This window comes from Janthinobacterium woesei, from assembly GCF_051380875.1.
In the GTDB taxonomy this organism is placed as follows: Bacteria; Pseudomonadota; Gammaproteobacteria; order Burkholderiales; family Burkholderiaceae_D; genus Janthinobacterium.
The window spans coordinates 13,356-32,085 of record NZ_JBNYXW010000022.1 but is presented as its reverse complement, the minus strand read 5'-3'; the positions used below and the strand labels follow the sequence as shown (position 1 = coordinate 32,085).

Annotated in this window: 18 protein-coding genes and 1 other RNA gene; 15 read left to right on the top strand and 4 right to left on the bottom strand. The window is 62.2% G+C overall.

The window, feature by feature from the left end:
- Nucleotide 1 precedes the first annotated feature (1 nt).
- From ACQ4W6_RS22725 to ACQ4W6_RS22705, 5 genes are all read left to right on the top strand, one after another.
- On the top strand, nucleotides 2-454 hold the full coding sequence (locus ACQ4W6_RS22725) for a type IV pilin protein (RefSeq protein WP_436569442.1): 453 nt from the start codon (nucleotides 2-4) through the stop codon (nucleotides 452-454).
- A gap of 2 nt (nucleotides 455-456) precedes the next feature.
- Nucleotides 457-1,137 carry a GspH/FimT family pseudopilin gene (locus tag ACQ4W6_RS22720; RefSeq protein WP_436569441.1) on the top strand — a complete coding sequence of 227 codons (681 nt, stop codon included), beginning with the start codon at nucleotides 457-459 and terminating at the stop codon, nucleotides 1,135-1,137.
- Between the two features lie 157 nt (nucleotides 1,138-1,294).
- A complete protein-coding gene (gene ribD, locus ACQ4W6_RS22715) occupies nucleotides 1,295-2,368 on the top strand; it encodes a bifunctional diaminohydroxyphosphoribosylaminopyrimidine deaminase/5-amino-6-(5-phosphoribosylamino)uracil reductase RibD (RefSeq protein WP_436569507.1) in 1,074 nt (357 codons plus the stop codon).
- Nucleotides 2,369-2,417: 49 nt separating this feature from the next.
- Nucleotides 2,418-3,050, top strand: a complete 633-nt coding sequence (locus ACQ4W6_RS22710) for a riboflavin synthase (RefSeq protein WP_436569440.1) — start codon at nucleotides 2,418-2,420, stop codon at nucleotides 3,048-3,050.
- 144 nt (nucleotides 3,051-3,194) lie between these two features.
- The gene (locus tag ACQ4W6_RS22705) at nucleotides 3,195-4,304 is read left to right on the top strand and encodes a hypothetical protein (protein ID WP_436569439.1); all 1,110 of its coding nucleotides are present in this window, start codon (nucleotides 3,195-3,197) and stop codon (nucleotides 4,302-4,304) included.
- A gap of 55 nt (nucleotides 4,305-4,359) precedes the next feature.
- On the opposite strand, the gene ACQ4W6_RS22700 is transcribed toward ACQ4W6_RS22705, so the two are convergent.
- Entirely contained in the window at nucleotides 4,360-4,785 is a 426-nt protein-coding gene (locus ACQ4W6_RS22700) for an OsmC family protein (protein WP_436569438.1), read from the bottom strand.
- Nucleotides 4,786-5,144: 359 nt separating this feature from the next.
- On the opposite strand from ACQ4W6_RS22700, the gene ribBA reads away from it, so the two are divergent.
- From ribBA to nusB, 3 genes are all read left to right on the top strand, one after another.
- A complete protein-coding gene (gene ribBA, locus ACQ4W6_RS22695; protein ID WP_436569437.1) occupies nucleotides 5,145-6,260 on the top strand; it encodes a bifunctional 3,4-dihydroxy-2-butanone-4-phosphate synthase/GTP cyclohydrolase II in 1,116 nt (371 codons plus the stop codon).
- A 63-nt stretch (nucleotides 6,261-6,323) separates the two neighbouring features.
- Nucleotides 6,324-6,806, top strand: a complete 483-nt coding sequence (ribH, locus tag ACQ4W6_RS22690; RefSeq protein WP_034786791.1) for a 6,7-dimethyl-8-ribityllumazine synthase — start codon at nucleotides 6,324-6,326, stop codon at nucleotides 6,804-6,806.
- A gap of 100 nt (nucleotides 6,807-6,906) precedes the next feature.
- Nucleotides 6,907-7,377, top strand: coding sequence for a transcription antitermination factor NusB (gene nusB / locus ACQ4W6_RS22685; protein ID WP_436569436.1), 471 nt, complete (start codon nucleotides 6,907-6,909; stop codon nucleotides 7,375-7,377).
- A gap of 130 nt (nucleotides 7,378-7,507) precedes the next feature.
- Here the strand turns inward: nusB and ACQ4W6_RS22680 are convergent, their stop codons facing one another.
- Complete coding sequence (locus ACQ4W6_RS22680; RefSeq protein ID WP_436569435.1) at nucleotides 7,508-8,428, bottom strand: transglycosylase SLT domain-containing protein; 921 nt, start codon at nucleotides 8,426-8,428, stop codon at nucleotides 7,508-7,510.
- A 476-nt stretch (nucleotides 8,429-8,904) separates the two neighbouring features.
- On the opposite strand from ACQ4W6_RS22680, the gene ubiD reads away from it, so the two are divergent.
- Complete coding sequence (gene ubiD, locus ACQ4W6_RS22675) at nucleotides 8,905-10,389, top strand: 4-hydroxy-3-polyprenylbenzoate decarboxylase (RefSeq protein WP_436569434.1); 1,485 nt, start codon at nucleotides 8,905-8,907, stop codon at nucleotides 10,387-10,389.
- Nucleotides 10,390-10,512: 123 nt separating this feature from the next.
- Nucleotides 10,513-10,611: signal recognition particle sRNA small type (ffs, locus tag ACQ4W6_RS22670), an RNA gene on the top strand.
- Nucleotides 10,612-10,639: 28 nt separating this feature from the next.
- On the opposite strand, the gene ACQ4W6_RS22665 is transcribed toward ffs, so the two are convergent.
- Nucleotides 10,640-10,855, bottom strand: a complete 216-nt coding sequence (locus tag ACQ4W6_RS22665; RefSeq protein WP_436569433.1) for a hypothetical protein — start codon at nucleotides 10,853-10,855, stop codon at nucleotides 10,640-10,642.
- On the opposite strand from ACQ4W6_RS22665, the gene dnaX reads away from it, so the two are divergent.
- The 5 genes from dnaX to ACQ4W6_RS22640 are packed head-to-tail and all read left to right on the top strand — an operon-like array spanning nucleotide 10,854 to nucleotide 16,602.
- Nucleotides 10,854-13,169: a DNA polymerase III subunit gamma/tau gene (dnaX, locus tag ACQ4W6_RS22660; RefSeq protein WP_436569432.1), complete on the top strand. Its 2,316-nt coding sequence runs from the start codon at nucleotides 10,854-10,856 to the stop codon at nucleotides 13,167-13,169. The genes ACQ4W6_RS22665 and dnaX overlap by 2 nt on opposite strands.
- A gap of 34 nt (nucleotides 13,170-13,203) precedes the next feature.
- The gene (locus tag ACQ4W6_RS22655) at nucleotides 13,204-13,530 is read left to right on the top strand and encodes a YbaB/EbfC family nucleoid-associated protein (protein WP_010396201.1); all 327 of its coding nucleotides are present in this window, start codon (nucleotides 13,204-13,206) and stop codon (nucleotides 13,528-13,530) included.
- Between the two features lie 47 nt (nucleotides 13,531-13,577).
- The gene (gene recR / locus ACQ4W6_RS22650; protein ID WP_436569431.1) at nucleotides 13,578-14,168 is read left to right on the top strand and encodes a recombination mediator RecR; all 591 of its coding nucleotides are present in this window, start codon (nucleotides 13,578-13,580) and stop codon (nucleotides 14,166-14,168) included.
- A gap of 7 nt (nucleotides 14,169-14,175) precedes the next feature.
- Nucleotides 14,176-15,405 (top strand): CaiB/BaiF CoA transferase family protein, encoded by a 1,230-nt coding sequence (locus tag ACQ4W6_RS22645; protein ID WP_436569430.1) that lies wholly within the window; start codon nucleotides 14,176-14,178, stop codon nucleotides 15,403-15,405.
- 57 nt (nucleotides 15,406-15,462) lie between these two features.
- The gene (locus tag ACQ4W6_RS22640) at nucleotides 15,463-16,602 is read left to right on the top strand and encodes an esterase-like activity of phytase family protein (protein WP_436569429.1); all 1,140 of its coding nucleotides are present in this window, start codon (nucleotides 15,463-15,465) and stop codon (nucleotides 16,600-16,602) included.
- On the opposite strand, the gene ACQ4W6_RS22635 is transcribed toward ACQ4W6_RS22640, so the two are convergent.
- On the bottom strand, nucleotides 16,571-18,730 hold the full coding sequence (locus ACQ4W6_RS22635; RefSeq protein ID WP_436569428.1) for a putative bifunctional diguanylate cyclase/phosphodiesterase: 2,160 nt from the start codon (nucleotides 18,728-18,730) through the stop codon (nucleotides 16,571-16,573). The genes ACQ4W6_RS22640 and ACQ4W6_RS22635 overlap by 32 nt on opposite strands.

The window sequence follows — 18,730 nt, the reverse complement described above, 5'->3', positions numbered from 1 at the left end:
CATGCCCGGCTTCAGCCTGATCGAACTGCTGGCCGTGCTGGCGATCGTGAGCCTGCTGCTGGCGCTGGCCGTGCCCGCCTACCATGGGCATATCGTGCGGGCCAAGCGGGTGCAGGGACAAGCGGCCTTGCTGCGCCTGATGCAGCAGCAGGAGCGCTATTACACGCAAAACAATCACTACCTGGCGTTTTCCTCTACCTCGCCGGCGCAGCAGGTGCAGCAATTTCCGTGGTGGTCCGGCGACGGGCCAGCCAGCGGCGCGGCCAGCAGCGCCTATGAAATCGAGGCGCTTGCCTGTCCGGCATCGACGATCGGGCAATGCGTGCTGCTGCGCGCCTTGCCGGGCACGCCGAAGGTGGACGTCCAGTTCCACGATGCCGAGTGCGGCGTGTTGTTCCTGAGCAGCACGGGCCAGCGCGGCAGCAGCGGGCCTGCCAGGCGTTGCTGGCCCTAGCCATGGCCACCATCAGCATGGCCACCCCGGCCACCCCGGCCAGCATGGCCAACATGAGCGGCATCGGCTGGAAACGTGCCATGTGCCAGCGCTTGTGCGCCGCCTGCCGGGCGCCAGCGGCAGGCCGGCGGCCATGCCGAACGGGGCATACCTTGCTCGAAGTGCTGGCGGTGTTATCGATCGCGGCGCTGCTGGCGGCCTTTGCCTTGCCCAGTTTGCAGCATGTGCTGGCGCGTCAGCAGGTGCGCGCGGCGGCCAGCGACTTGTTTTCCGCCATCGAACTGACGCGGGCGCAGGCGATGGCGCGTGGCCAGCGCGTGCTGCTGATGCCGGCCGGGCCCGGTGGCATGGACTGGCGCACGGGTTGGCTGGTATTTATTGACAGCAATGCCAACCTGGCCTTCGATGGCGGCGACGAGCTGCTGTTCCGCCAAGGGCCGCTGGCGGCGGGCATCACGGCCCAGTTCGCGTTTTCGTCCGCCACGGCGCCCTTGTATATCGCCTACAATGGCGCCGGACGCAGTTGCAACGCGACCAACAGCCTGGCGGCGCGCTGGGGCACCTTGTCCCTGGCTTTGGGAAAACAGGTGCGCCATATTAAAATCAATATGCTGGGCAGGGTACGCGTCTGCGATCCGCAGCGGCAAGCGGCCAATTGCAGTGGCGTGGCCGACAGTTCATAGCAAGACCAAGCTATCAGACTTGTTTATCAGACTTATTTATCAGACTTATTTATCAGACTTATTTATCAGACTTATTTATCAGACTTATCCATCAGACTGACCTATCACTCACCTTCAAGCAAAGTAGCCTGTGGAAATACTTAACGATATCGATGGCATGCGCCTGGCGCTGGAATGGGCGGCGCGCGGTTTATACACGACCTCGCCTAATCCCCGCATCGGCTGCGTGATCGTCAAGGATGGCCAGGTGATCGGCGCTGGCGTGACGCAGGCGGCGGGCCAGGATCATGCAGAGGTGCAAGCGTTGGACTATGCCAGCGCACGCGGCAATGACGTGCGCGGCGCCACGGCTTATGTCACGCTGGAGCCGTGCAACCACCATGGCCGCACGCCGCCGTGTTCCGATGCGCTGGTGCGCGCCGGGCTGGGGCGTGTCGTCGCCGCCATGACGGACCCGAACCCGCTGGTGGCGGGGCAGGGGCTGGCCAAGCTGGAAGCGGCCGGCATCGCCGTCACCACGGGCGTGCTGGCAGATGAAGCGTATGAAATGAATATCGGATTTTTCTCGCGCATGCAGCGCGGCAAGCCGTGGGTGCGCATGAAAACGGCGGCCAGCCTGGACGGCATGACGGCCTTGCACAATGGCCAGAGCCAGTGGATTACCGGCGCCGAAGCGCGTGCCGACGGCCATGCCTGGCGCGCGCGCGCCTGCGCCATCCTGACCGGCATTGGCACCGTCAAGGCCGATGATCCGCAGCTGAACGTGCGCGCCGTCGAGACGCCGCGCCAGCCGCGCCGCATCGTCATCGACAGCCGGCTCGACATCAGTCTCGATGCGCGCATCTTGCAAGGTGGCGGCACGTGGATCGTGGCGGCCGTCGCCAATCCGGCAAAGGAAGCACAGCTGCGCGCCCTGGGCGCCGAGATCATCGTGCTGCCGAACGCGGCCGGCAAGGTCGACCTGGCTGCGCTGATGCAAGAACTGGGACGCAGGCAGATCAATGAAGTCCACGTCGAGGCGGGCGCCAGGCTGAACGGTTCGCTGATCCGCGAAGGCTGCGTCGACGAGCTGCTGGTGTACCTGGCGCCTACCTTGCTGGGCGACGCGCAAGGCATGTTTTCCCTGCCCGCATTGACGGATCTCAAACAGCAACGCAGCTTGCAATTTCACCAGGTTCAGCAAGTGGGCGAAGATTTGCGTATCCTTGCAAGATTCAGCCAGCGCAACTAATTACCCAGCGCAACTAATCAGTCACATTCATTTTTATAGGTATAGCTCCATGTTTACAGGAATTGTTGCCGCCATTGGCAAGATTGAAACCGTGCAAGCGCTCGAAGGCGGCCTCGACGCTGGCGTGCGCCTGACGATACACGCGGGCGGCTTGCCGCTGGCCGACGTGGCCCTGGGCGATTCGATCGCCATCAATGGCGCCTGCATGACGGTGGTGGAAAAGTCGGACACGGGCTTTGCCGTCGATGTCTCGCGTGAAAGCCTCAATTGCACCGTGGGCCTCGATACCACCACGGAAGTGAACCTGGAAAAAGCCCTGACCCTGGCCGAGCGCTTGGGCGGCCACCTGGTGTCCGGCCACGTCGATGGCCTGGGCATCGTGCGCAAGTTCGAAGCCGTGGGCGAGTCGTGGGAACTGGTCATCGAAGCGCCGCATGAACTGGCGAAATACCTGGCCTTTAAAGGTTCCGTCGTCGTCAATGGCGTGTCGCTGACCGTCAACCGCGTGGAAGACCTGGGCTCTGGTGCCGTCAATGGCTGCCGTTTCTCGATCAACCTGATCCCGCACACGATTGCCATGACGACGCTGAAGCACTTGACGGTCGATGGCAAGGTGAACCTGGAGATCGACTTGATCGCCCGCTACGTCGAGCGCATGTTGTCGCTGGATAAGCAAGCGTAAGCAGCTTGCCTTTTGCTACCTTGGGTGGGTAGCTGGGCAAGACCTGGGCAAGACCCGCCCAGGTCTTGCTGCGCGGCAGCTTCACGCGTGTGTTGCTTTTTCTACAGGCGCGCATAATAAGGCTTTCCACTGTGGAGGCCAGCCATGGACCCGATCTCGCGCGCGACTTTGCCCAATGCCATACCGGCAACGCCCCGTGTCGGCGAAACGGCAGCGTTGGCGCCAGCGGTGCGCGTGCCCACTTCCGCTGCGCCAGCCGCCATTCCCATCCTGTCTTCGACCCAGGTCGACATCTCCCCCTTGGGCCAGTTCCTGTCCGGCGTGGCCTTGTCGCGCCGGCAATTGCTGGCCTTGCAAGGCGTCACGGACGAGCCCAGGGCTGGCGCTACCCCGATCAATGTGAACGATGACTTGCTGGCGCTGGCGCGGCAATTGACGCAGTCGTTCGCCCAGCTGCAAACGAGCGGCATCGATGCCAGCGACCTGGCGACGGCCGGCGACACGCAGGGCAGCCTGGCGCAGCGCTACGATTTGCTGTCGGGCGATGGCACCACGGGCGCCGCTGCCGCGCTGGCGCAGGACGGTACGCTGCTCACGCAAGCGGGACTGGCCCGCATCGGCATCGACTTGCGCAATGAGGATGTCGATGCGGCCACCCTGCAGGCGGCGTACGCGGCCGACAGCAATGCCACCCTGGGCGCCTTGCAGCAAGGGACGGACGTGCTGGCACAGGTGGGCGCCGTGCTGGCGCGGCAGCAAGGGATGCCGCTTGCTGCCGTCGTCGAAGCAGACTTGACGGGTGACGCGCTGCCAGGGAACGCCGCGCTGGCCGCATCGGCCGGACAGCTGCAGGCCATCGCGCCAAATGAGCCAGGTCCGCCAGGCGCGCCGCCGCAAACGGCCGCTATTGCGCAGCGGCAATTGGAGATACAGCAACAGCTGGAAACGGAGGAGTTGAGCCTGGACTTGCAAGAGCTGCGGCCAGCGCCGCAATTGCCTCAAGCCCAGCAACTACCTCAACCGCAGCAAGCACTTCAAGCGCAGCAGCTGGCTGCGCAAAAAGCGGCCATGGCCGTGCTGCCGCCCTCGTCGGAAGACCCTTCCGTGGCGGCGGCCATCGCCGCGTACAACTTGAATAACGCTGCCCTCAATCCCGGCCTGATGAACCGGCCCTTGCCCGCCAGCGACTCGCGCCTGCCGCTGGTGGCGCCTGTCGCCCCTGTGGAGCCCGTCAAGCCCGTGAACAAGATTTAAGGCAGGAAGGTTTAAGGCAGGGCAAGGTTTGATGTTAAAAAATTAATTGCTGGATTCAAGGCAGCAGGGTGGCATCCAGAGTAATGTTGGCTTTAAGTAACTTCGACACGGGGCAGCCGGCATTGGCCTTGCCCGTCAATTCCTCGAACCTGGCCTGGTCGGCACCGGGAATCTTGGCTTTCAGTACTAAATGGACGGCCGTGATGGCAAAGCCGTCATCCACCTTGTCCAAGGTTACTTCGGCCGTGGTTTCCATCTTTTCCGCCGTCAGGCCGGCCTCGCCGAGGATCAGCGACAGGGCCATGGTGAAGCAGCCCGCGTGGGCAGCGCCGATCAGCTCTTCGGGATTGGTGCCGGGCTTGCCTTCGAAGCGGCTGGCAAAGCCGTAGGGATATTCCTGCAAGGCGCCGCTGCGGGTGCTGATGGCGCCCTTGCCATCCTTGATGCCGCCTGACCAGATGGCCGATCCGTTGGTTTTCATGCTGCCGCTCCTGTGTGGGGTGGTTCTGTTGTGATGGGCAAACGCCGCAAACGCCCGCCGCAGCTAGCGCTGCCGGGCGCGTCGGTGAAATCAGCGCTGCCGCACTGACCCGGCGATCTTATGCTCTTTGCAAGGCCGGTGGCGCGCGTTGTGCGGCTGCCGTTTGCGCTGGATCGAGGAATTGGCGTTTTACGGGGCAGGCAGGGCGGCTGTCACCGCGCCAGTGTTGCAGGGCTGTCTAATTTCAGGTCTGCAAGCGCTAAATCCTTTAAAATAGCAGGCTATAAGAACATTCCCGGAAATTCGCGGAATATTCGCGCTCGATGTTTCAGTTTTTAGTTTCACTAAGAGGATGAATAATGTCTATTTCCAGCACCGAAGAGATCGTCGCTGAATTGCGCGCCGGCCGCATGGTGATACTGGTCGATGAAGAAGACCGGGAAAATGAAGGCGATCTGGTGCTTGCCGCCGATTTCGTGACGCCTGAAGCCATCAATTTCATGATCACGCATGCGCGTGGCCTGGTCTGCCTGACCTTGACGGAAGAGCGCTGCGACGAGCTGAACCTGTCGATGATGACGTCGCGCAACGGCACTGCGTATGGCACGAACTTTACCGTCTCGATCGAAGCGGCCGAAGGTGTGACGACGGGCATTTCTGCCGCCGACCGCGCCAAGACCATCCAGGTGGCTGTTGCCAAGGGCACGCAGCCCAGCGATATCGTCCAGCCTGGCCATATCTTCCCGCTGAAAGCGCAAAAGGGCGGCGTGCTGATGCGCGCAGGCCATACGGAAGCCGGCTGCGACTTGACGGCGATGGCCGGCCTGACGCCCGCTTCCGTGATTTGCGAAATCATGAAGGAAGACGGCACCATGGCGCGCCTGCCGGACTTGCTGGTCTTTGCCGAGCAGCATGGCTTGAAGATCGGCACGATTGCCGACCTGATCCATTACCGCAACCAGACCGAATCGCTGGTCGAGCGCGTTGCCGAGCGCACCTTGCGCACGGCGCATGGCGAATTCCGCCTGATCGCCTTCCGCGACAAGCCGAGCGCCTCGGCCCACTTGGCGCTCGTACACGGCGACCTGGCCCCCGGCCTGGAAGCGCTGGTGCGCGTGCACCAGCCTGTTTCCCTGCTCGACGTGCTGGAAAGCGAAGCGACCACGCACTCGTGGACGGTGGCCGCTTCGATGGCCGCCATCAAGCAGGCCGAGCGGGGCGTGATGGTCTTGCTGAACTGTGGCGAGACGTCGGGCGAGCTGTTTGCCCAGTTCGCCGCACTCGACACGCCGCAAGCCAAGCCGAAAGGCCGCGCCGCCAGCATGGACCTGCGCAGCTACGGTATCGGCGCGCAAATCCTGCGCGACCTGGGCGTAAGCAAGATGCAATTGCTGGCCAGCCCGCGCAAGATGCCGTCGATGGCCGGTTTCGACCTGGAAGTGACGGGTTTTCAGTGCCATCCTGGCCAGCAGTAATGCATAACACTCAGCGGCCTGGCGCACGGCGCCGCCGCTGATCACCTGATAAAGAGGCTGATGATGAGCGTAGGAACATACGAAACCAATTTTGCCGGCGAAGGTTTACGCGTCGGTATCGTCCAGGCACGATTCAATGAAATCGTCGGTGGTGGCTTGCTGTCGGCATGCCTGGAAGAGTTGAGCAAGCTGGGCGTGGCCGATGAAGATATCCTGCACGTGACCGTGCCGGGCGCCCTGGAAATTCCACTGATTCTGCAAAAAATGGCAGAAACCGAGCAATTCGACGCCCTGATCGCACTGGGCGCCGTGATTCGCGGTGAAACCTACCACTTCGAGCTGGTATCGAACGAATCGGGCGCGGGCATTACGCGCGTCGGTCTCGATTACGGCATCCCCATCGCCAACGCAGTGTTGACGACCGAAAACGACGAGCAGGCGGAAGTGCGCATGCTGGTCAAGGGAGCAGAAGCGGCACGCGTGGCGGTGGAAATGGCCAATTTAGCGCAAGCGCTAGAAGAGTTGCAAGACACAGACGAAGATTAATCGTGCTTGCGCCGTGGCTGCGCTGCCAGGTAGCAAGACAGCACACCGCGGTATTCGTCGATATTTGTAGTAAATACGTATTTAAAAACAGGTAACAATCATGACTGACAAAAATTTGCTCGCCAATCCCAGCAAGAACCGCACGCCGCGTCATCGCGCGCGCGAGTTTGCGCTGCAGGGCTTGTACCAATGGCTGCTGAACAATGAAGACGCGACCACTGTCGTCAACAATATTCGCGCCGCGCATGGCTTTGACAAGGCGGACGGCGATCATTTCACGGTGCTGCTGTACGGCACGATCAAGGATTCGCTGGCGCTGCGTGAGAGCGTGGCACCATTGATCGACCGCAATATCGCCGAACTGTCGCCCATCGAACACGGCATCTTGCTGATCGGCGCGTTCGAGCTGAAGAACAACATGGAAATCCCGTACCGCGTCGTCATCAACGAAGCGGTCGAGCTGGCCAAGTCGTTTGGCGGTATCGATGGCCACAAGTATGTGAATGGCGTGCTCGACAAGCTGGCCTTGAAATTCCGAGAGGAAGAAGTCAACGCCAACAAGCGCAAGTAATATAGAAGTGTTCCTGCGGTGTAGGCCGCAGGGTAATGAAAAAGCCACCGGCACTTGCGTGCGGTGGCTTTTTCATTGGGCGTCCGGCTGTGGATGCCCTTGTGAAGGCTTTTAAAGGGTCACAAGGGGCTTACAGGCCGGCGATCTCGTTGCTGGAGGCTACGTTGATGGTCAGCGAACCGCTCTCCTGTGCCACGGTCTTGTTCGGCGCTGGCGTGTTGGCGGCCATCACTGGCGTGCGTGTAGGCACATTCTGGCCGGTGGACACCTGTTTCAGGCGGCGGTATTCTGCCAGCACGCGCGAACCGTAGCCCGAATCGGTGGCGAAGTTGGCTGCGCCGACATAGGTTTTCAAGCCTGCTTCGACGGAACCGCCACGCGTGACGTAGTCTTTCAGGATCAGCGAGCCGACACGGATGTTGGCCACTGGATTCAAGGCAGCTTGTACGCCGCCCATTTCCTGGAAGCGCTCGTGGTGTATCTTCGACATGACTTGCATCAAGCCTTGTGCGCCGACCGGGCTTTCGGCGAACGGGTTCAAGCCCGATTCGATGGCCATCACGGCCAGGATCAGCAGCGGGTCAAGCTTGATTTCACGCGCCGTCAGGTACGCCGTCGAGACCAGCATATTGGTCGCGTCGTTGGCCACGCGGTAGCGCTTGGAGAGCCAGTCGGTGACCCATTGCTGCTGCTTTTTCGTGCCCAGCAAGGCTTTTTCTTCCTTGCTCAGGGGAGCAGTCTTGACGGCAGCCGTTTGCACGGCAGCCGGCGCTGCCATCAGTGCCGACAGGGCCGGTGCTTCAACAGCCTGCGCTTCTGCCATCGGCAGCGGGAACAGGCTGTGCGTCATTTGCTTGCCCAGGTCGGGGCGGAACATCAGCAGGGTGATCAGTGCCAGGGCGGAGATGCCGAAGACTGTCAGAGTGTGTTGCGCCGTGGCCAAAACGCCACGTGCTGAAATTGCCGTTGCGCGGGCGCGCAAACGCGCCAACGCTGGCTGGCCAGCCACGGTTGAAGCAGGTAATGCTGCTTCAGTGCTACGATGAGTCATAGAGTTCCCCGAAATGTCGCGTCAACAGGCAGTCCCTCCGCGGTCTCGCGGTGTTGTGGGTGCTGCCAATGCCGTGCATCAGAAATATCATCGTTTCTGCCGCGTATGGATGCGTGCGAGAAACGCCGTCATTGCTTGCCTGAGCTGATCGGTCCCTTTTGGTATTGGATCAGTCGCAATACAACTTTTATCGGGGGTAAGGCAGACGCCTTTTGAAAACACTCCTTAAAATGTCATGTGGAGCCCCGACTCCGTGAATGAAAGAGAAACGCTAAAATCAAGCCTTGGGCCGGCGTCTCTTTCAAGTTGGGCGAATTGTAGAAGCCGTTTTATATCAAGTCAATACTAACGAATCGATTCTTTATTACTTTTATGTCTTACTTTTTGTCTTGCATTGTGCCAAAAGCCAATAAAATCAATTACTTGGCATAGATCCTTCAGCAACGGCGTCCGACGTCAAAAAAAATTAAAAACATATGAAATATTCAGATTTGCGAGATTTTATTTCTCAACTGCAACAAATGGGTGAACTTAAGACCATTGCTACCCCTATTTCACCGTATTTGGAGATGACGGAGGTTTGCGACCGCACCTTGCGCGCGGGCGGACCGGCCTTGCTGTTCCAGAATCCGACCGGACACACCATTCCGGTGCTGGGCAATCTGTTTGGCACGCCGCGCCGCGTGGCGCTGGGCATGGGTGCCGAGGATGTCAGCGAACTGCGCAAGATCGGCCACGTGCTGGCGCGCCTGAAGGAGCCGGAGCCGCCGAAGGATTTCAAGGATTTGCTGGGCCTGGGTTCCCTGGTGAAATCCGTGTGGGACATGTCGCCAAAAGAATTGCGCGGCGCCAAATGCCAGGAAATCGTCTGGGAGGGCAATGACGTCGATCTGGCGCGCCTGCCGATCCAGCATTGCTGGCCCGGCGATATCGCACCCCTGATTACCTGGGGCCTGGTGATCACCAAGGGGCCAAACAAGAAGCGGCAAAACCTGGGTATTTACCGCCAGCAAGTGCTGGGGCGTAACAAGGTCATCATGCGCTGGCTGGCCCACCGGGGCGGGGCGCTGGACTTCCGCGAACACGCCATCCAGAGCAAGGGCAAGCCATATCCAATCGCCGTCGCGCTGGGCGCCGATCCCGCTACTATATTAGGCGCCGTCACGCCGGTGCCGGACAGCCTGTCCGAATACCAGTTTGCCGGCTTGCTGCGCGGCAGCCGCACGGAGCTGGTGAAAGCCATCGGCAGCGAACTGCGCGTGCCAGCGTCTGCGGAAATCGTGCTCGAAGGGCATATCTACCCGGACGAAAATCATCCGAGCGGCTATGAGCACGCGCTGGAAGGGCCGTATGGCGACCACACGGGCTACTATAATGAGCAGGATAGTTTCCCCGTGTTTACCATCGACCGCATCACCATGCGCCGCGACCCGATTTACCACTCCACGTATACGGGCAAGCCGCCGGACGAACCTGCCGTGCTGGGCCTGGCGCTCAATGAAGTCTTCGTGCCGCTGCTGCAAAAGCAATTCAGCGAGATCACGGACTTTTATCTGCCGCCCGAAGGCTGCAGCTACCGCATGGCCGTGGTGCAGATCAAGAAGCAGTACGCGGGCCACGCCAAGCGCGTGATGTTCGGCGTGTGGAGCTTCTTGCGCCAGTTCATGTATACCAAGTTCATCGTGGTGGTCGACGAAGACGTCGATATCCGCGACTGGAAGGAAGTCATCTGGGCCATCACCACGCGCGTCGACCCCATCCGCGACACCACGCTGGTCGACAACACGCCGATCGACTACCTGGACTTCGCCTCGCCGATCAGCGGCCTGGGCAGCAAGATGGGTATCGATGCGACGAATAAATGGCCGGGCGAAACCACGCGCGAGTGGGGTACGACGATTGCCATGACGCCGGAAGTGAAGGCCAAGGTCGATGGCATCTGGCAGGAACTGGGACTGTAAGGCTAACCCAGGAGCAAAGACTGGAGCCGGTCCCTCAGGGACCGGCCCCGGATTTTGCCTTTAGGGTGGCTTGGTTTGTGCGTGACTTCCCCAATCGTCCGCAGACCGGGTATAATGGTCCTCGGCGGGCCCCTGCGCATCGTGGCATGGCTAACCTGGTCAGGTCGGGAACGAAGCAGCCACGGCTATTAACCATGAGTGCCGCAGATCAGGCTCGCCTCCTTCGGGAATGTTTTACACAGATCGACAATCAAGCTGCCAAGGGCAGCTTTTTTGTTTTTACGGCCGCATTTTCTTGCCAGTCTGCAGCATTGCCGGGCTTGTCCGTTTTTCCATAATTGTCCCGGGGCATGTTATACAATTGCTGCTTTGCCGCGTTTGCCAAGTTTGTTCGCCTGGCCCGGCCATGAGGCTTGCGCCCGCCGCGCAGGATCACACCGCAACTCGCATGGTAAAATCTCAGCATGTCCTATCAAGTCCTCGCCCGTAAATACCGCCCCAAGAATTTCGAGACGCTCGTCGGCCAGGAGCACGTCGTGCGCGCGCTCACGCATGCGCTGCAAAGTGGCCGCCTGCATCACGCCTACCTGTTCACGGGCACGCGCGGCGTCGGCAAGACGACCCTCTCGCGCATCCTGGCCAAATCGCTCAATTGCATCGGTCCCGACGGTACGGGCGGCATCACTGCCCAGCCATGCGGCGTGTGCGACGCGTGCACGGCAATCGACGCGGGGCGCTTCGTTGACTATATAGAGATGGATGCGGCGTCGAACCGCGGCGTCGATGAAATGGCGCAGCTGCTCGAACAAGCCGTATATGCGCCGAGCAATGCGCGCTTCAAGGTCTATATGATCGATGAGGTGCACATGCTGACCAACCACGCCTTCAATTCCATGCTCAAGACCCTGGAAGAGCCGCCTGAACACGTGAAGTTCATCCTGGCCACCACGGACCCGCAAAAGATTCCCGTCACCGTGCTGTCGCGCTGCCTGCAGTTCAACCTCAAGCAGATGCCGCCCGGCCACATCATCAGCCACCTGGACAATATCCTGGGGCAGGAGGGCATCGCCTTCGAGCAGCCGGCCTTGCGCCTGCTGGCCCAGGGCGCCCACGGTTCCATGCGCGATGCGCTCTCCTTGACGGACCAGGCCATTGCTTACGCGGCCGGCGAAGTCACGCTCGACGCCGTGCAAGGCATGCTGGGCGCGCTCGACCAATCTTATCTGGTGCGATTGCTCGATGCGCTGGCGCAGCAAGATGGCGCCGACTTGCTGGCCGTGGCCGACGAGATGGCCTCGCGCAGCCTGTCCTACAACGGCGCCCTGCAAGACTTGGGTACTTTATTGCACCGCATTGCGCTGGCGCAAACCGTGCCCGCCGCCTTGCCGCAGGATTTACCCGAATACGCGGATATCGTGCGTTTGGCTAGTGCGTTTGACGCGCAAGAAGTGCAGCTGTTTTACCAGATTGCCGTGCACGGGCGCAATGAACTGGGCTTGGCACCGGACGAATACGCGGGCTTCAGCATGACCTTGCTGCGCATGCTGGCGTTTCGGCCCGGCATCGGCGGCGCCGATGGCGTGCCGGCTGCGCCTGCCTCCGCGCCGAATTCAGCTTCCATGGGCCGTCCTGCCGCTGTCGCCGCCGCCCGCGCCGCAGCCGGCGCTTCGGCCCCCGCCGCCCGCGCCGCCAGCAACAGCGTCGCCAGCCATGCAACCGTGACAGCTGGCGTTGCTACGCCAGCGGCCGTGGTGATGGCTACTGCCGCCAGCATGGCCCGCAGCGAAGCGCCACCGCCACGCGCAGCGACGCCAGTTGCGGCAGCGCCTGCACCAGTTGCACCAGTACAGGCTGCAGCGCCAGCTTCCGCCCCGGCTGCACCGCTCAGTTCGGCCCGCGCCGCCATCAATGCGGCGCTGGTAGCGGCCCGTGCCGCCTCGAAAGGCCGTCCAGGCAGCGCGCCGTCGGCACCATCGTCGGCGCCCAAGCTGGCTGCACCTGCGCCAGTGGCCTTTGTCGCGGCTGCGCCCGCCGCACCGGTGCCAGCGGCGCCGCCACCGCCCGCCGCCGCGAAAGCGCTGGCGCCGTGGGACGATGCGCCAGCCGTTGCCGTGATGGAAGCTCCCGCGTCCGCGCCTGCGGCCGCAGCAATGCAGCCGGCACGCCAGGCTGCGCCGCCACAGCAGGCGCCAGCCGACGACGACTTGCCGCCCTGGGTCACCGAATTTTCCGACGACAGCGCATCCATCGCCGTGTCGGCGCCCGCCAGCGTGTCCGCCGAGCAGCCAGCCGTCATCATGCCGCAGCGTGCCGCCAAGCAAGCCGCGCCCAGCGCGCCGTATGTCATCACACCGGTGCCTGGCCTGGACTGGGACGGCAACTGGCCGGCAGTGGCCGCCGTGCTGCCGCTGCGCGGCGTGGCCCAGCAGCTGGCCGTGCAGGCCGAGCTGATCGAATGCCTGTATGACGGCCACAGCACCACGTTCCGCCTGCGCGTGCCCATCGACACCTGGCGCAGTCCCGCCAACGTGGAAAAACTGGCCGCCGCGCTCACCGAACGCTTCGGGCGCAAGGTCAATGTCGACACGGAACTGGGCGCCGTCTGGTACACGGCCAGCGCGGAAGCGCAGGCGCACCGCGAAGCGTGCCAGCGGCAAGCCGAAGAAATTATTGAAACCGACCCCTTTGTGCTCGATATGAAGCGTGCATTCGACGCCTTCGTGGTGCCGGGGACGATTACACCTGCACCGGCCGGCTCTGCCGCGCCGACCCTGCATTGATTATTAACAAACTGAATTAATACGGAGCATTCTTATGATGAAAAATCAACTGGCTGGCCTGATGAAACAGGCGCAAGCAATGCAAGACAACATGAAAAAAGCCCAGGATCAACTGGCGCTGGTGGAAGTGGAAGGCCAGTCGGGTGCCGGCCTGGTGAAGATCGTCATGACCTGCAAGAACGACGTCAAGCGCGTCTCCATCGACCCGTCGCTGCTGGCCGACGACAAGGACATGCTGGAAGACCTGGTTGCCGCCGCCTTCAACGACGCCGTGCGCAAGGCTGAAGCGACTTCCGCTGAAAAAATGGCAGGCTTGACTGGTGGCATGAACTTGCCAGCCGGCTTCAAAATGCCATTCTGATGCCAAGCCGCATGCACTCGATCTGCGGCAGGGACCAAGGTTGATCCATGTCCAAGTCGCTTGAATTCTTGACCGAGGCGCTGCGGCGCCTGCCCGGCGTCGGCCCCAAGTCGGCGCAGCGGATGGCATTTCATTTGTTGCAGCACGATAGGGAAGGCGCGGCCATGCTGTCGCGCGCCCTGTTCCAGGCCGTCGATGCCGTGCATCACTGCGCCCTGTGCAATACCTTTACCGAACACGACGTGTGCGAGACTTGTCTCGACGACGAGCGCGACAAGTGCTTGCTGTGCGTGGTGGAAACGCCCGCCGACCAATTGATGATCGAGCAGACGCTCACCTACAAGGGCCTGTATTTCGTGCTCATGGGGCGCCTCTCGCCGCTCGACGGCATCGGGCCGAAAGATATCCACCTGGAAAAATTGCTGAGCCGCGCCAACGATGGCGTGGTCGGCGAAGTGGTGCTCGCCACCAACTTCACCAACGAAGGCGAAGCGACCGCCCATTACATCAGCGAAATGCTGAAGGCGCGCGGCTTGCACGTGAGCCGCCTGGCCCGCGGTGTGCCCGTGGGTGGCGAACTGGAGTACGTCGACGCGGGCACGATTGCCCGCGCGATGCTCGACCGCAGGGCAACCTGAACCCAACATGACAGACGCTAGCGCGACCGCCACGACCACCGGTCCTTTGAAAGGGATCAAAGTGCTTGAACTGGGCACCCTGATCGCGGGGCCGTTCTGCGCCCGCATGCTGGCCGAATTCGGCGCCGACGTGATCAAGATCGAGTCGCCCGATGGCGGCGACCCCATCCGTACCTGGCGCGTGCTGAAGGACGGCACTTCGCTGTGGTGGTCGGTGCAGGCGCGCAACAAGAAAAGCCTGACCCTGAACCTGAAAACGCCGCAGGGCAGGGCGATTGCCCGCCAGTTGGCCCTGGAAGCGGATATCATCGTCGAAAATTACCGCCCCGGCGTGCTGGAAAAGTGGGATCTCGGCTATGCGCAGCTCAAGCTGCTTAAACCCTCGCTCATCATGGTGCGCCTGTCCGGCTTTGGCCAGACGGGGCCGATGAAGGACTTGCCCGGTTTCGGCGCCATCGGTGAATCGATGGGCGGCTTGCGCTATGTCTCCGGCTTTGCCGACCGCCCGCCCGTGCGCGTGGGCGTGTCGATTGGCGACTCGGTGGCGGCCCTGCACGGCGTGATCGGCGCCATGATGGCGCTGCGCCACCGCGACGTGACGGGCGGGGCGGCCTCGGGCGAAGGACAGATGGTCGACGTGGCCCTGTACGAATCCGTGTTCAACCTGATGGAGTCCCTGGTGCCCGAATACGACCAGGCGGGCGTGGTGCGAGAGCGCACGGGCGCATCCTTGCCCGGCATCGTGCCATCGAATACCTACACCACGGGCGACGGCGAAAATATCGTGATTGCGGGCAATGGCGACGCCATCTTCAAACGCTTGATGCTGGCCATGGGCCGCATCGACATGGCCGGCGACCCGCAACTGGCGCGCAACGATGGCAGGGTGGCGCGCACGCAGGAAATCGACGACGCCATCGGTGCCTGGTGCGCCACGCACACGATAGACAGCGCGCTGGCCGTGCTGAAGGCGGCCGACGTGCCGGCCAGCAAAATCTACTCCGTGCGCGACATGCTGAGCGATCCGCAATTTCTCGCCCGCAACATGTTTGAACAGCATCATTTTGCCGACGGCACGCCCGTCAAATTGCCCGCCATCAGTCCCAAGCTCTCCGCCACGCCGGGCAAGACGCAGTGGCTGGGGCCGACCCTGGGCCAGCACAATGATGAAGTATTGGCATCGCTTGGGCTTGACGCGGCCGCCATCGCGCAGCTGAAGGCCGATGGGGTGGTGTAATTTTTCGGCGTCAGACCCCAGCCTTTGCCTCTGGGTTTACTTCATTTCGGAATCAACATGCCTCAACTGTTCTGCAGCGCGCGCGTCGCGCTTGCCTTTGCTTCGGCCATCCTCATCTCCGCCTGCGCCAGCATCCCCCACGATGCGCCGATTGCTGGCCTGCGCCTGATCGGCGAGCAGCGCATCGCGTTGAAACAGCTGTTTCAGGGCACCACGGTGGGCGGCTTGTCCGGCATCGACTACGATGCGGCCAGCAACACTTGGGTGATGGAAAGCGATGACCGCTCGGAAATCAATGCGGCCCGTTTCTACCGCGCCACACTGAACTATGACAGCAAGGCATTTTCCGGCGTGAGCTTGAATAGCGTGCATTTCTTCACGCAGCCCGATGGCAGCCGCTACCCGAACCTGGCGCATGCGCATCTGGACATGGGCGACGAGGTGGCCGACATCGAAACCATCCGCGTCGATCCGCGCGATGGCAGCCTGTGGTACGGCAGTGAAGGCAACCGCAAGGTGGGCTTGCATCCGTTCGTGCGTCACGCCGACCGCGAGGGCCAATACCTGGCCACCTTGCCCACGCCCGCCATGTTCCGTGTCTCGCAGGATGAAGTTGGCTCGCGCAACAACATGAGCTTTGAAGGGCTGTCTTTTTCGTCCGACGGCAAGAGCCTGTGGCTGGGCATGGAAGCGGCCCTGTACCAGGATGGCCCGCTGGCCACGCCCGACAACGGTTCCGTGGTGCGCATCACGCGCCTGGACCGCACCGGCAAGGTGCTGGGCCAGTACGCGTATCCGATAGAAGCGGTGGCCTCGCGTCCGGCAGCGGGGCGCGAAGCCGATAACGGCGTATCGGAAATTCTTGCCGTGAATGACCATCAACTGCTGGTGGTGGAGCGCTCCGGCGTGGCAAACGCGGATGGCATCTACGCCAACCACGTGCGTATCTATGTAATGGAAACGGACGGCGCCACCGACATCTTCGCGCTGCCAGCTCTGGCGGGCGCCAGCTACGTGCCAGCGCGCAAGCGTTTGCTGCTGGATCTGGAAAAGATTGGCTTAGAGCGGGTCGACAATATCGAAGGCATCGCCTGGGGCCCGCGCCTGGCGAATGGCCGGCGCAGCCTGGTGATGATTTCCGACGATAATTTCAACGTGCAGCAAGTCACACAAATCCTCGCCTTCGAAGTACGCTAGCGTCCAAGTTGATCGCCTGGCCCGCTTGCCGCGCCAGCATGGCCGTGATCGTGTCGTGCGGCGACGGGTGGCCCAGAAAGTATCCCTGGGCCATGTCGCAGCCGTATTCTTCCAGCATCAGCAACTGCTCGTCCGTCTCCACGCCTTCGGCCACCACCACCATTTTCAGGCCATGCGCCATGGCGATGATGGCGCGCGTGATGGCTGCGTTTTCCGCATCCTGCGGCAAGCCGGCGATAAAACTCTTGTCGATCTTCAAGGCGCGCACGTCGAAGCGTTTCAAGTAATTCATCGACGAGTAGCCGGTGCCGAAGTCGTCGATGGACAGGTACACGCCGATGCTGCGCAATTGCTCCAGGGTCATCATGGTGGCGCGCGCATCGTCCATCAAGGTGCCTTCCGTCAACTCCAGCTCCAGCAGGCGCGCGTCCAGGCCCGTGTCGGCCAGCGCCGAGAGCACGATCTGCATCAGGTTTTCATCCTTGAACTGCTTGGCCGACAGATTGACGGCCATGCGGATGGCGCGCCCGCCGTCGCCTTGCCACGCCTTGGCCTGCTTGCAGGCCGTGCGCAGCACCCATTCGCCAATCGGCACGATCAACCCGGTCTCTTCTGCCAGCGGGATGAATTCGGTGGGCGAAATGATGCCCCGCTCCGGATGGCGCCAACGCACCAGCGCTTCCACGCCGACGATCTGCGTGCTGGGCACGTCGATCTGCGGCTGGTACAGCAAATACAGTTCGTTGTTTTGCAGCGCTTTGCGCAAGTCCACTTCCATCTTGACGTGGCTCATGATTTCCATCGTCAGGGATGAACTGTAGAGCTTGGCGTTATTCTTGCCGCAATTTTTTGCGTGGTACATGGCCGTGTCCGCATATTTCAACAGCGAGTTGCAGTCCTCGCCATCTTCCGGATACAGCGAGATGCCGATGCTGGCCGTGACGAAAATCTCGTGCGCATCGAGCATGAAGGGCCGGCGCATGGCGTCCTTGACCCGGTGCGCCACGTTGAGCGCGTCTTCCACCCGTTCCAGGTCGGGAATCAGGATCGTGAATTCATCGCCGCCCAGGCGCGCCAGGTTGCTGCCGCCGTGCGCGCTGGCCATTTCATGTTCGGCGCGCAGCACCAGATCGCTGGGGCGGATGGTTTCGCGCAGGCGCTCCGACACCACCTTGAGCAGATGGTCGCCGACGTCGTGGCCCAGGGTGTCGTTGATGCGCTTGAAGGCATCGAGGTCCATGAACAGCACGGCAAATTTCTTGCCGTGCTCTTTCGAGCGCAGCAGTTCGCGTTCCAGCGTTTCCAGGAATGCCTGCCGGTTCGGGATGCCCGTCAGGCTGTCGCAATAGGCGAGGCGGCGGATCTGTTCTTCGGTGCGCTTGCGCTCGCTGATGTCGCGCACCAGGCCCAGCACTTCATCGGCGCCCGTCGCCACCAGGCGCGCTTCGAAGTGGCGCGTGTTGTCCGCGTGCGTGAGCGTGTAGTCGACCGAGCCGATGTGCTGCGTGGCCAGCACGGCGCGCGCCTGGTCGAGCAGGCGCGCGGCGATCTCGGGCGGCAGCACGTCGCCGATGTGGCTGCCCACGCAGTGGTCGATGGAAAAGCCGGCGCTGGCCTCATGGCCCTGTGCGTAGTCGAGATAGTAGCCGTCCCGGTTCAGGCGAAAGAAGGTGTCGGGGATGGCGGCCAGCACGGCGCGGTTGTGCGCATCGGCAATGCGCAGGCGGGCGATGGCGTCGCTGGCGCGCAGCACGTACAGCACGCGGTGGCCCAGGATGGGCCAGTTGATGGGCTTGGAAATGAAATCGGTGGCGCCCACTTCGTAGGCGCGCGTGACCGCTTCCAGTTCGTCGCCGCCCGTGACCATGATGATGGGCACGCTGGCGCCCACTTCCTGGCGGCGGATTTCGCGGCATACGGCAAAGCCGTCCAGGGCCGGCATGTCGACGTCGAGCATGACCAGGTCGGGGCCGCTGTGCCGGTAGCTGGCCAGCGCCTGCACGCCATCCTCGGCCTCGATCACGTCCAGGCCCACTTGCGTGAGCATCTGGCGCATCAGCAGGCGCATCACGGGATCGTCGTCGGCCACCAGCACCAGGCCGCGCGGGGAAGGGAGGGGCGCTGTCAT